10 protein-coding genes are annotated in these 12616 nt (G+C 70.1%); 7 read left to right on the plus strand and 3 right to left on the minus strand.

From position 1 onward, the window contains the following. Positions 1-446 precede the first annotated feature (446 nt). Positions 447-662 (plus strand): I78 family peptidase inhibitor, encoded by a 216-nt coding sequence (locus ACIBAG_RS44715; RefSeq protein ID WP_399113756.1) that lies wholly within the window; start codon positions 447-449, stop codon positions 660-662. Positions 663-780: 118 nt separating this feature from the next. On the opposite strand, the gene ACIBAG_RS44720 is transcribed toward ACIBAG_RS44715, so the two are convergent. Beyond that, entirely contained in the window at positions 781-1806 is a 1026-nt protein-coding gene (locus tag ACIBAG_RS44720; RefSeq protein ID WP_399113757.1) for a phosphatase PAP2 family protein, read from the minus strand. Positions 1807-2044: 238 nt separating this feature from the next. Next, the gene (locus ACIBAG_RS44725) at positions 2045-3310 is read right to left on the minus strand and encodes a mannosyltransferase family protein (RefSeq protein WP_399113759.1); all 1266 of its coding nucleotides are present in this window, start codon (positions 3308-3310) and stop codon (positions 2045-2047) included. A 260-nt stretch (positions 3311-3570) separates the two neighbouring features. Here ACIBAG_RS44725 and ACIBAG_RS44730 point away from each other — a divergent pair, with 260 nt between their 5' ends. Next, a complete protein-coding gene (locus ACIBAG_RS44730) occupies positions 3571-5175 on the plus strand; it encodes an MFS transporter (protein ID WP_399113761.1) in 1605 nt (534 codons plus the stop codon). Positions 5176-5309: 134 nt separating this feature from the next. Next, positions 5310-6500, plus strand: coding sequence for an acyl-CoA dehydrogenase family protein (locus ACIBAG_RS44735; protein WP_399113762.1), 1191 nt, complete (start codon positions 5310-5312; stop codon positions 6498-6500). Between the two features lie 38 nt (positions 6501-6538). Here the strand turns inward: ACIBAG_RS44735 and ACIBAG_RS44740 are convergent, their stop codons facing one another. Continuing rightward, positions 6539-6976: a cell division protein SepF gene (locus ACIBAG_RS44740; protein WP_031486205.1), complete on the minus strand. Its 438-nt coding sequence runs from the start codon at positions 6974-6976 to the stop codon at positions 6539-6541. A 324-nt stretch (positions 6977-7300) separates the two neighbouring features. Between ACIBAG_RS44740 and ACIBAG_RS44745 the strand changes: the two genes are divergently transcribed. The 4 genes from ACIBAG_RS44745 to ACIBAG_RS44760 all read left to right on the plus strand — a co-directional run bounded on the left by ACIBAG_RS44745 (position 7301) and on the right by ACIBAG_RS44760 (position 12291). After that, positions 7301-8602 (plus strand): DUF5685 family protein, encoded by a 1302-nt coding sequence (locus ACIBAG_RS44745; protein ID WP_399113763.1) that lies wholly within the window; start codon positions 7301-7303, stop codon positions 8600-8602. Between the two features lie 334 nt (positions 8603-8936). After that, positions 8937-9839 (plus strand): S1 family peptidase, encoded by a 903-nt coding sequence (locus ACIBAG_RS44750; protein WP_399113765.1) that lies wholly within the window; start codon positions 8937-8939, stop codon positions 9837-9839. A 213-nt stretch (positions 9840-10052) separates the two neighbouring features. Next, a complete protein-coding gene (locus ACIBAG_RS44755) occupies positions 10053-10931 on the plus strand; it encodes a slipin family protein (protein WP_399113767.1) in 879 nt (292 codons plus the stop codon). A gap of 277 nt (positions 10932-11208) precedes the next feature. Then, complete coding sequence (locus ACIBAG_RS44760) at positions 11209-12291, plus strand: S1 family peptidase (protein WP_399113769.1); 1083 nt, start codon at positions 11209-11211, stop codon at positions 12289-12291. Positions 12292-12616 lie beyond the last annotated feature (325 nt).

Consider the following 12616-nt stretch of genomic DNA (forward strand, 5'->3'; position numbering starts at 1 on the left):
CGCTCGCTCGCCCCTTCGCTCGTCGCGCCCCGGGCCCGCTGGAACCCGCGCCGCACGCGCCGACGCGAGCTCACGCCATGATGCTCGCGTCGACAGCGCTCCGACAGGGGGCGTACGGGGGTTCTGTGTCGGAACCATGTGCTTTATGTGAGGAACCGGCTCCCCCGGACGGCGCGGAATGGCGGGGAAAACGAGTTCGCAGGCAGCTCTTCCGGAACTTTTCCGCCGGGCAATTGGCAGGGTCGGCGCGACACGCGGAAATTACGATCGAATGCCTGCGGAAGGCCTAGGGAACCGCTCGTCCGTGTGACGAAGCGTGGCCGAAACGCGTGTCGTGATCCTGTGACAAAAGCGTGACCCGAGAGGAACGTGCGACCCGGATGGCCGCTACAAAGGTTCACGGTCGGCTCTGGCCCGATCCTTCCGAGAGGGCCTAGCGTGGCGTCATGGCACCCATTCCGAAACCCTCTGACGAACCCCAGGACACCCCGGACAGCTATGTCGGACTGGCCGCCGACCGGGCCGAGCGGCTCGCCCGTGACCGAGGTTGGTCCACGGTCCGTTCGCTGCCGCCGGGGGCGATCATCACCATGGAGTACCGCTCGGGGCGGCTGAACTTCGAGGTCAAGGACGGCCAGGTGGCGCGGGCCTGGAAGGGCTGACGAGGGACTGACGCAGACCTGTTCAAGGGCGACGGCCCCGGCTCCTGGAGAGGAGCCGGGGCCGTCGTCGTGCGGGGCGGTCGTGCGTACCGAACCCCGCTGTCCTGCGTCCCTGCGGTCAGCCGCCCGTCAGCGGCCGGGCCGTCGGGGCCGTGCCGCGGGTCAGGCGGTCCTGGTGGGGCGGGCGGCGGCTGCCGACCGGAGTGACCGGTGTGCGCTCCGCGCGGGCCGTGTGCGGGCCCGGCGCCAGATGGATGGTGGTCCGTGGGGGGTGGGCCACGGCGGCCGCCTCGCGGGCCGCGGCCTCCTCCTCGGCGGCGGCCGGGCACGGCTTGATCCGCACCGGCACTCCCACCGGAGCGGGCGGCAGCTGCGCCGGGGCGCTCTGACGTGCGCGCCAGCGGTCGCGCAGGTCAAGGATCCAGGTCTCCGAGCGCGCGATCAGCGGCTCGAACCACGGCAGTGCCAGCAGGATCAGCAGACCCGCGGCCCAGCCGAGCAGCACGTCGCTCAGCCAGTGCGTACCGAGGTAGACCGTGGCGAGGCCGACGCCCAGCGAGGTCACCGCCGACAGGGCCGACAGCCAGCGGCGCGCTCTCGGGGTCGAGGCCAGATAGGCCAGGATTCCCCAGGTCACCACGGCGTTGGCGGTGTGGCCGCTGGGAAATATATCGCCGCCCAGCCACATCTCGTTCGAGCCGATGGAGGTGGCGTAGTGGGGGCCGAGGCGCCCCATGCCGAGCTTCGCGGCGCCGACGGTGATGTTCAGCAGGAGCAGTGAGACACCGAGCGCGAGCAGCGGCCGCAGGGTGTGCTGCCGCCACGAACGCCAGCCCAGCCAGGCGGCGACCATCACGGCGGTCGGGCCGCGCTGGCCGAGCACCACGTAGTAGTCGACGAACGCGTGGATCTCCGCCCACTGCTGGTACGGCCGGAAGAACATGACCTGCCAGTCCAGCCGGACCAGCCACGAGGTGATGACGACGGCCCATACGATCGCCACGTAGAAGGCCAGGGTGGAGGCGAACAGCACGATCCGGTGCCGGCTCATCTTCGGCACATCGATGTGTGCCGGACGTTCCGGTTCCCGGTCCAGCCTGGCGAACACCCGGTCCAGACGGGTGAGGGTTCGTTCGGTACGCACCCAATCGACGTTACAGCGAGTGAGCTCTGTTCCCGTGCGATTCCGCCGGTTTGTGATGACGATGTGATGTGGGATTCCTCTCAGGGAGAGGTTTATTTCCTCGGAATCCACAATCCTCGGACGTTGAGCCCTTCATTTCCTTTGATCATTCAGATGGGCGGTTTTTCTCCGCTTTTGAATTCGTTCACCGAATGCTGGGTTGGAATTCGCCGAGCGCTCATGGTCGGCCCGCAGCCGGTCACGGCGGACCGGAGCCGTTCAGCCAGAACGCCCCGTACACCGCCGAGGCCGTCGCGACCGCGGCCAGCACCGCCGCCGACCTGGGCGTACGCAGCCGGGCCAGGGACAGCGCGAGGGGCAGCAGCAGGGGGAAGGCGGGCAGCAGCAGGCGCGGTTTCGAGCCGAAGTAGCTCGACGCGCACAGGGCGAGCGCGGTGACGACACCCCCGTACACCAGGAGCGGGAGCGGCTGGCGCTGCCGGACGCAGACGACGTACAGCCACACCACCAGCCCGACCCCGACGATCAGACCGACCCCCGCCAGGGCCGACGGAAACGACGTGAACTTGTCGGCGACGAACCGGGCGAAGGCGTAGCCGCCGTCGAAGCCGTTGCGCCAGCCGGCCTGGACGTCGAGATACCCGAGTGGGCCCTTTCCGGTGCGGTGGCCGACCCACAGGACGTAGCCGGCGGTGCCGAGGGGGGCGAGGAGCATGCCGAGGGCGCGCGTCGTACGCCGTGTGCCGTGCGGCCCCGGGTCGCTTCGGTCCCGCCCGGAAGGATCACTTGGTTCCGGTGCGCAAGCACCGCTCCGGTCTCGCGCGAAAGCGGCGATGCCCGCCGCCCAGACCGCCGCGACGACGGCGATCCCCACCGGGCGGGTCAGGCCCGCCAGCAGGGCCAGGGTGCCCGCCGTCAGCCAGCGGCCGGTCAGGACGGCGTACAGCGACCAGGCGGCGAGCGCGGTGAAGAGCGACTCGCTGTACGCCATCGACTGCACGATCCCGACGGGGAGCACCGCCCACAGCAGTACGGCGCACACCCCCGCCCGCCCGTCTCCCGCCACCACCCTTCCAAGGCCGCGCTCCGCGCCTATTTCCCTACGGCCGTACACATGGTCGGCGACCGCGAAGATCCCCCAGGCCGCCGCCAACGACGCGAGCAGGCTCACCGCGAAGCCCGCGTCGGCGTACGACAGGGGGGTCAGTGCCGCGCCGAGCCGCTCCAGCCAGGGCAGGAGGGGGAAGAAGGCCAGGTTGGAGTGCACGTCGCCGTTCGGCAGGCGCACCTCGTAGCCGTAGCCCAGCTCCGCGACCCTCGTGTACCAGAGCGCGTCCCAGCGGGCGGTCAGCAAGGTGTACGCGCTCTTCTCGCGCGCCGCGCTCCACAGGGCCAGGGCCAGCAGGCCCAGGGCGCGCACAGCCGCGTAGCCGAGGAGGGCCGGGGCGGCGCGGCGCAGGGCCGACGGGCCGGCCGTTGCCGTGCGCGTGTCAAGATCGGTCACGGGCTCGATTATCGACGGTGGGCCGAACCGGCCCGGTCGCCGGGACGTGGTGACAGACGGGGAGAGTGGCGTACGCCACACGCGTTCTGTGCGAGGTCTGAGAGGTCCGCCACTCGGCTCTCACAGGAACTCGCGTAACCTGACGAGTCACTCGCCCTTCGTTGCGCGGGCCGGAGACCACCGCTCCTCTCCGGCCGAGTCACGGGGAGTCCCCACCCCGTGAGCCCGCCGAGGGAGAGGAAACACTGGGAGGTACATACATGTCCGGGACGACCACGGCTGCCGCTGCGCTGCGCCGTCGGGCGGCCGGGGCCGGTGCCAACCGCTGGGTCGTCCTCGTCGTCCTCTGCGTCAGCCTGCTCCTCGTCGCCGTCGACGCGACCGTGCTGCACGTGGCGGTGCCCGCCGTCACCGAGGACCTCCGGCCCGGCGCGATAGAACTGCTCTGGATCGTCGACATCTACCCGCTGGTCTGCGCCTCGCTGCTGATCCTCTTCGGCACGCTCGGCGACCGGGTGGGCCGCAGACGCGTCCTGCTCCTCGGATACGGCCTCTTCGGCATCGCCTCCGGCCTCGCGGCCCTCGCGCACGACCCGCAGGTGCTGATCCTGGCCCGCGCCCTGCTCGGCGTCGGCGGCGCGATGATCATGCCCGCGACGCTGTCGATCCTGCGCCAGGTCTTCCCGGACCGGCGCGAGCGTGCCCTCGCGATCGGCATCTGGAGCGCCGTGGCCGCCGTGGGCGCGGCGGTCGGGCCACTGCTCGGCGGCTTCCTCCTCGAGCACTTCTGGTGGGGCTCGGTCTTCCTCGTCAACATCCCGTTGATGCTGGTCAGCCTTCCGGTGGGCCGACTTCTGCTGCCCGAGTCCAAGGGCGACGGCAAGGGCCCCTGGGACGTCATCGGCGCGCTGCTCGCGGCGGCCGGGCTGTTCGGTGTGGTGCTGGGCGTGAAGCGGCTCGGCGGCGGGGAGCCGGTGGACAGCGTGTTCACGGTGGCGCCGCTGGTGATCGGTGCGGCACTGCTGGTGCTCTTCGTACGACGGCAGCGGCGGCGGGCGTATCCGCTGGTGGACCTCAAGATGTTCGCGCGACCGGCGTTCAGTACGTCCGTCGGGTGCATCGTGCTGGCGATGCTCGCGCTGGTGGGGCTCGAACTGATCGCGGCGCAGTATCTACAGCTGGTGCTGGGGCTGTCGCCGCTGGAGACGGGGCTACGGCTGCTGCCGCTGACCTTCGCCGCGATGGCGGCGGGGCTGGCGGGGGCGCGCATGCTGCGGCGGTTCGGACCGCGCAGCATGGTGTGCTTCGGGTTCTGTCTGACGGCCGGCGCGGTGGTGCTGCTCACGGCGATGGGGCGGGCCGACAACTGCGCGCTGATGGTGTCCGGGTTCGTGCTGCTCGGCTTCGGACTGGAGACGACGCTCTTCGGGGCGTACGAGTCGATGCTGAGCGAGGCTCCGCAGGAGCAGGCAGGTGGGGCCGCGGCGATCGGTGAGACCTCGTACCAGCTGGGCGCCGGGATCGGGATCGCGCTGCTGGGCAGCGTGATGAACGCGGCGTACGCGCCCGCGCTGGAGACCGTGCCGGGTGTTCCGGCGCCGGCCTCTGCGGCGGCTTCTCACTCGTTGGGTGAGGCGTACGAGGTTGCCGCGCAGCTGGGCGGGCCGGCCGGGGTCGCCCTGCGGCATGCGGCTCGGGACTCGTTCGTGCACGGGCTGCATGTGACGTTGCTGGTGAGCGCGGGGTTGCTGTTGCTGGGGGCCGTGATGGCGTTGCGGTTGCCGCGGGTCATGCAGTGTGAGGCCGCGGAGGCTGTGGAGTTGCCCAAGCCGAGGGAAGTCGCGGAGTCCCGCGTCTCCGCTTGACCGAGCCTTTCTCCCCAGGGTCGGCTTGCCCGTCCGTGACCGCCGGTACTGGACGTCCGAGACCCCGCGTCGTAGCGTCGGCGGCACAGTCGTGACTAGCGGCGCTAGTTTTAGTCGTTGCCGGAGGGTCTTCCATGTCCGCGTCCTCGAAACTGCCCCCGTTCGACCCCGCCGACCCCCTCGGCATCGACGACCTCCTGGAGCCCGAGGACCTGGCCATCAGGGGCACCGTGCGGGAGTGGGCGGCGGATCGGGTCGTGCCGTATGTCGCCGAGTGGTACGAGAAGGGGGAGTTGCCGGGGATTCGGGAGCTGGCCCGGGAGCTGGGGGAGATCGGGGCCCTCGGGATGTCGCTCAGTGGGTACGGGTGCGCCGGGGCCTCCGCCGTGCAGTACGGGCTGGCCTGTCTGGAGCTGGAGGCCGCCGACTCCGGGATTCGGTCGCTGGTGTCCGTGCAGGGGTCCCTCGCCATGTACGCGATTCACCGGTTCGGGAGCGAGGAACAGAAGCAGGCGTGGCTGCCCCGGATGGCTTCCGGTGAGGTCATCGGGTGCTTCGGGCTGACCGAGCCGGATCACGGGTCCGACCCGGGCTCCATGCGGACGTACGCCAAGCGGGACGGCTCGGACTGGGTGCTCAACGGGCGGAAGATGTGGATCACCAACGGGTCCGTCGCCGGGGTCGCCGTCGTGTGGGCGCAGACGGAGGAGGGGATCCGGGGGTTCGTGGTGCCTGCCGACAGCGCCGGGTTCTCCGCTCCCGAGATCAAGCACAAGCTGTCGCTGCGCGCTTCCGTCACCAGCGAGCTGGTTCTCGATGATGTGCGGCTGCCCTCCGACGCCGTGCTCCCGGAGGTCGTCGGGCTCAAGGGGCCGCTCAGCTGTCTCTCGCACGCCCGGTACGGGATCGTGTGGGGTGCCATGGGAGCGGCGCGGTCCTGTTTCGAGGCCGCTGTCGACTACGCGAAGACGCGGGAGCAGTTCGGCCGGCCGATCGGGGGCTTCCAGCTCACCCAGGCCAAACTCGCCGACATGGCGCTCGAACTGCACAAGGGGATTCTGCTCGCCCACCATCTGGGGCGGCGCATGGACGCCGGCCGCCTGCGCCCCGAGCAGGTCAGCTTCGGCAAGCTCAACAACGTCCGCGAGGCCATCGACATCTGCCGTACGGCGCGGACGATTCTCGGTGCCAACGGGATCTCGCTCGAATACCCCGTGATGCGGCACGCCACCAACCTCGAATCGGTGCTCACCTACGAGGGCACCGTCGAGATGCACCAGCTCGTGCTGGGCAAGGCGCTCACCGGAATCGACGCGTTCCGGTAAACCCTGCGCGGGAGGCAGGGCCGGTGAGCGGCCCTGCCTCAGCTCTGGTTGTAGAAGCCGTCCTCACGGTGCGGCGCACGCTCGCCGCTGATGATCTCCGTGTCGGCCGGGGTCAGCAGGAACACACGGTTGGACACGCGGTCGATCGAGCCGCGCAGACCGAAGATGAGCCCCGCGGCGAAGTCCACGACGCGCTTGGCGTCGGCGGGCTCCATGGCCGTGAGGTTCATGATGACCGGTACCCCGTCCCGGAACAGCTCGCCGATGGCGCGGGCGTCCCGGAAGCTGTCCGGGGTGACCGTGCCGATACGGCGGCCCTTCTCCTCGGCCACGTCCGAGGCCACCTTGACCCTCGGGTCGGTGACCCAGGCGTCCCCGGGCTCGGTCCCTTCGGAGTAGTCGTCGTCGTAGTAACGCTCGTCATCGTTGTCGTCAACGAGGCCCAGCCAGGCACTCGCCTTGCGCACCGATCCCATGGACGCCTCCTCTCACAGCGGTCTTTATTTTGCTTTCCGCATCCCTATGGTCATCCATGATGCGGACGTCGTGCCAAGTGGATAGACGCCGCGCGGGGGGTTTGTGACGGTACTGGTGCACAGCGAATCCGTCGAGAGCCCGTGTCCCCCAAGGGGCATGCCACGTACGGCTGCTGACTGGGAGTGAAATATTATTCTTCGCGGCGTATGGGTGACGCGAGGTGCGTCCGGGTGAAGGAACCGGCCGTCGCGTTCGGTACTCCGGTCGGTACGATGCGGCAGCTCAGCGTCGTCGGAGCGCCGTAAGAACCTCGGGGGAACGTCGTGTTCGGAATCGTCCGGCCCTGTCGCCATCGGCTCGGAGAGAAGCTCGCCGACCAATGGTTGGCGCATTTGTGCGGGCTTTGCCTCTCGTTGCGCGGGGACCACGGCCAGTTCGCGCGGATAGTGACCAACTACGACGGGCTCCTCATCTCGGTTCTGACGGAGGCTCAGGCCGAGCGGGACAGCGGGCTGCGGCGCACGGCGGGACCGTGCCCGTTGCGCGGGATGCGCACCGCGTCCGTCGCGCAGGGTGAGGGCGCTCGGCTCGCCGCCGCCGTCTCGCTGGTGCTCGCCTCGGCCAAGGTGCGTGACCATGTGGCCGACGGCGACGGGTTGCTGGCCCGCAAGCCCGTGGCGCTCGCCGCGCGCCGGGTGGCCGCGGGCTGGGGTGCGGCGGGTGCCCGGAGCGGCTCGGCGGTCGGGTTCGACACCGCCGTACTCGTCGACGCCGTGGACCGGCAGGCCGGCATCGAGGCGCTGGCCGGGCCCGGGACGCCGATCCTCGCCGTGACCGAGCCGACCGAGACGGCGACCGCCGCCGCCTTCGCCCACACCGCGATCCTGGCCGGACGCCCGCACAACGCCGAGCCGCTCGCCGAGGCCGGACGCCTCTTCGGACGGCTGGCGCACCTCCTGGACGCCGTGGAGGACAGGGAGGCGGACGCCGCGGCCGGTGCGTGGAACCCGCTGAGCGCGACCGGGACCTCGCTCGCCGAGGCGCGGCGGCTCGCCGACGACGCGGTGCACGGGGTGCGGCTCGCGCTGCGTGAGGTGGCCTGGGGGTCTGGGGGCTCCCCAGAAGAACACAGCGGCGCCAAGCTCGCGCATCTGCTGCTCGTCCACGAGCTGCGGCGCTCGGTGGACCGGGCGTTCGGCACGGTGCCGACCTGTTCGTCCCATGCGTCCCACCAGCCCGGGCCCTATGGGCAGCCGCCGCAGCAGGGGCGGGGGGCGGGGCCGTACGGGGCGCCGCAGAATCCGTATGCCGGTGGCGGGAATCCGTACGCCGGCGGGAACCCGTACGCCGCCGGCGGGGGCGCGCCCGGTGGCGGTGCCGGTGGCTTCGGCGGAGGCGGCGGTGGTGACTTCGGCGGGTTCGGCGGTGGACCGGCCCCTCAGCCGCCGAAGGGGCGGCGTGGATTCTGGGCCGGCTGCGGGATGTTCTGGCTGCTGTGCTGCACCTGCAAGCTGTGCTGTGCGAAGGAGTACGAGGGCCCGTGGTCCCGTAAGAAGCGTGAAGGCTGCTGCCGTGACTGCGACTGCAACGGCTGCGACTGCTGCTGCCCCTGCGACGGCTGCTAGGGCTGGCCGGAGGGGCGACTTCCGGACATCCCTCAAGGCTCGGCGGCCGAGGCTGAGGGAGCGGTCCTGACGGGCGCCGAGGCGGAACGCCGCTGGGTGCCGGTGCCGGTGCGGACTTGGTGGCGCCGGCCCGTGGGCGGCCGATTCACACAGATCGTTCAACGGTTGACGGCCGAAAGGCGCCCTTGCGTCCACCGGTCGTCCGGCCGAATACTCCCCCCAGCGCTTGTCAGGGGCACGCCGTGTCCGGAATCCGGACCTGTGACCCGCTGACTGCGCCTCACGGGCCCCGACCCCACGCGGGCCCCCCGATTTCCCTTGGAGGGAACGACAAGTGAGGATCAAGCGCACCACCCCCCGCAGTGGCATTACGAGACGGACCCGGCTGATCGCCGTTTCCTCCGGCCTCGTGGCCGCAGCCGCGATCGCGATCCCCAACGCGACCGCCGCCGACACCACCACCTTCAGCGCCGCCGAGCTCAAGAGCGCCAGCGGCTCGGTGCTGAAGGCCGACATCCCGGGCACCGCCTGGGCCGTCGACAGCAAGACCAACCGCGTCATGGTGACCGTCGACAGCACGGTCTCCCAGGCCGAGATCGCGAAGATCAAGGAGCAGGCCGGCGCCAACGCCGACGCGCTCACGATCAAGCGCACCGCCGGCAAGTTCAGCAAGTTCATCCAGGGCGGCGACGCCATCTATGCGAGTAGCTGGCGCTGCTCGCTCGGCTTCAACGTCCAGGACAGCAGCGGAAACCAGTACTTCCTGACGGCCGGTCACTGCACCGACGGCGCGGGCACCTGGTACTCCAACTCCGGCCGCACCCAGGTCATCGGCTCGACCGCCGGCTCCAGCTTCCCGGGCAACGACTACGGCATCGTGCGCTACACCGGGTCCGTCAGCCGCCCCGGCACCGCGAACGGCGTGGACATCACCCGCGCGGCCACGCCGGCCGTCGGCACCACCGTCATCCGTGACGGCTCCACCACCGGTACGCACAGCGGCCGGGTCACCGCTCTCAACGCGACCGTCAACTACGGCGGCGGCGACGTCGTCGGCGGCCTGATCCAGACCACGGTCTGCGCCGAGCCCGGCGACTCCGGCGGTTCGCTCTACGGCAGCAACGGCACCGCGTACGGTCTGACCTCCGGCGGCAGCGGCAACTGCACCTCCGGCGGCACGACCTTCTTCCAGCCGGTCACCGAGGCCCTCAGCGCGTACGGCGTCAGCGTCTACTGACGGCCGGTACCCCTGTGACGGCCGAACTCGTATGACGGCCGAACTCGTATGACGGTCAGCGCCCGCAGGGCCTGATCCGCAGCCGGCAGCACCGCGAGCCCTCGTACGCAACTGTCGTACGGGGGCTCGCTCTTGGTCGTGTCGCGGGGTTACCGTCGAAGCGCGGGAAGTGCTCCCCTCTAATGCGCCCACGTCGGACCCCGGGGGGTCGTGATGGTCGAGGAGCTGGTGGCGGCGGGAGTGGTGCTCGCGTCCGCCGGTGTGGTGTATGTGGCGGCGGCGGCGCGGGTCGTCAAGCAGTACGAACGGGGCGTGGTGTTCCGCCTCGGGAAGCTCCGGCCCCAGGTGCGCGGGCCCGGCTTCACCATGATCGTTCCGGGTGTCGACAAACTGCGCAAGGTGAACATGCAGATCGTGACGATGCCGGTGCCCGCGCAGGAGGGCATCACACGGGACAACGTCACGGTTCGGGTCGACGCCGTCGTCTACTTCAAGGTGACCGCGCCGGCCGAGGCGGTCGTACGGGTGGAGGACTACCGGTTCGCGGTCTCACAGATGGCGCAGACGTCGCTGCGGTCGATCATCGGCAAGAGCGAGCTCGATGACCTGCTGTCCAACCGCGAAAAGCTCAACCAGGGCCTGGAGTTGATGATCGACAGTCCGGCGGTGGAGTGGGGCGTGACGATCGACCGGGTGGAGATCAAGGACGTTTCGCTGCCCGAGACCATGAAGCGGTCGATGGCGCGGCAGGCGGAGGCCGATCGGGAGCGGCGGGCGCGGCTGATCAACGCCGACGCGGAGTTCCAGGCCTCCAAGAAGCTGGCGGAGGCCGCTCATCAGATGGCCGATACGCCTGCGGCTCTGCAGCTGCGGTTGCTGCAGACGGTGATGGCGGTGGCGGCCGAGAAGAACTCCACCCTGGTGCTGCCGATTCCGGTGGAATTGCTGCGTTTTCTGGAGAAAGGGGCGCAGGTCGCGGTCGCCGGGCAGCAGTCGGGGAATGCGGAGGGTGGAGCTCCGCCTCCTCTTGAATCGCGTTTGGATTCGGGTCATGATTCGGGCCACGAGGGGTCGGATTCAAGACAGGCGTAGACCTTACGCGTTGCTGATGTGTCGATAGCTCGGGGTGTTTGCTGTGCGAAGAACCCCGGTGTGACTGTGCACGGTCAAGACAACGGGGGAGTGCAACCGTGTTCTACGCGCGTCCGGAAGTCGACCTTGTGCACTCACTGTGCGCCCCGAAATAGTGAGTGTTGTTCAACCGGCCCGGACGCGGCTTTTGTTGTGAGCCGCCTCCGTAGCCGTACGCCTTCCGGTCCGGCGAGGTCCCCACAACCTCTCGGGCCGACCCCCCACAGGAGGACGTGAGTTGAAGCACCGACGCATACCCAAGCGCCGTGCAGCCGTGGCAGGTGCGGGCATCGCCGCACTGGTGGCCGCGGGAGTGACATTGCAGACTGCGAACGCGAGTGAAACGCCCGAGGCGCCCGCGCTGAAGACGCTGTCGGTCGGCGCGGCCGGAAAGCTCGCCTCGACGCTCGCCAAGGACCTCGGCGCCGATGCCGCGGGTACCTACTACGACGCGCAGACCAAGAACCTTGTGGTGAACGTCCTCGACGAGGCCGCCGCCGACGCCGTCGAGGCGGCCGGCGCCAAGGCGCGGGTCGTCGAGAACTCGCTCGCCGAGCTGAAGAGCGCGCGTACGACCCTCAAGCAGGACGCGACCATTCCGGGCACCTCGTGGGCGACCGACCCCACGACCAACAAGGTCGTCGTCACCGCGGACCGTACGGTCTCCAAGGCCGAGCTGGCCAAGCTGACCGAGGTCGTCGACGGGCTCGGCGGCAAGGCCGAACTGAAGCGGACGAAGGGGGAGTTCAAGCCCTTCGTCGCGGGTGGTGACGCGATCACCGGGAACGGCGGGCGTTGCTCGCTCGGCTTCAACGTCGTCAAGGGCGGCGAGCCGTTCTTCCTGACCGCCGGGCACTGCACCGAGGGCATCTCGGAGTGGTCGGACTCCAGCGGCAACGTGATCGGCACCAACGAGGTGTCCAGCTTCCCGGACAACGACTACGGGCTGGTCAAGTACACCGCCGAGGTGGACCACCCGAGCGAGGTCAACCTCTACAACGGCTCCACGCAGGCCATCAGCGGTGCCGCCGAGGCCACCGTCGGTATGGAGGTCACCCGCAGCGGGTCGACCACGCAGGTGCACTCCGGGAAGGTCACCGGGCTCGACGCCACCGTGAACTACGGCAACGGTGACATCGTCAACGGGCTGATCCAGACCGACGTCTGCGCCGAGCCGGGTGACAGTGGTGGGTCGCTGTTCTCCGGGGACAAGGCGGTTGGGCTCACCTCTGGTGGCAGCGGTGACTGCTCCTCCGGTGGGGAGACGTTCTTCCAGCCGGTGACCGAGGCGCTGTCGGCCACGGGTACTCAGATCGGCTGACGGGTCGTCGGTTCTTTGTGAGGTCCCGTCCCTCGGGTGAGGGGCGGGACTTCGCGATGTTTGGTGCGGGGTGCCTCCGGCGGTTGGGCGGGGGGTCCCTGCGGCGGCCTGTTGCTGTGTGGTGGGGGTGCGCGTTGGTGCCTGTGGTGTCTGGGCGGGTTGGTGGGGGTGCGCGTTGGTGCCTGCGGTGCCTGTGCGGGTTCGGTGGGGGTTCGCGTAGCGCCTGCGGTCGGTGGGTGGGTCGGGGGGGGGGGGGGGGGGGGGGGGGGGGGGGGGGGGGGGGGGGGGGGGGGGGGGGGGGGGGGGGGGGGGGGGGGGGGGGGGG

It is taken from the genome of Streptomyces sp. NPDC051243 (assembly GCF_044455405.1).
Taxonomy (GTDB): Bacteria; Actinomycetota; Actinomycetes; order Streptomycetales; family Streptomycetaceae; genus Streptomyces.

What these genes read in the sequence shown, in the direction of transcription:
- ACIBAG_RS44755 (WP_399113767.1), top strand. Translation starts at nt 10,053, where the DNA reads ATGGTCGAGGAGCTGGTGGCGGCGGGAGTGGTGCTCGCGTCCGCCGGT.
- ACIBAG_RS44715 (WP_399113756.1), top strand. Translation starts at nt 447, where the DNA reads ATGGCACCCATTCCGAAACCCTCTGACGAACCCCAGGACACCCCGGAC.
- ACIBAG_RS44740 (WP_031486205.1), bottom strand. Translation starts at nt 6,976, where the DNA reads ATGGGATCGGTGCGCAAGGCGAGTGCCTGGCTGGGCCTCGTTGACGAC.
- ACIBAG_RS44735 (WP_399113762.1), top strand. Translation starts at nt 5,310, where the DNA reads ATGTCCGCGTCCTCGAAACTGCCCCCGTTCGACCCCGCCGACCCCCTC.
- ACIBAG_RS44730 (WP_399113761.1), top strand. Translation starts at nt 3,571, where the DNA reads ATGTCCGGGACGACCACGGCTGCCGCTGCGCTGCGCCGTCGGGCGGCC.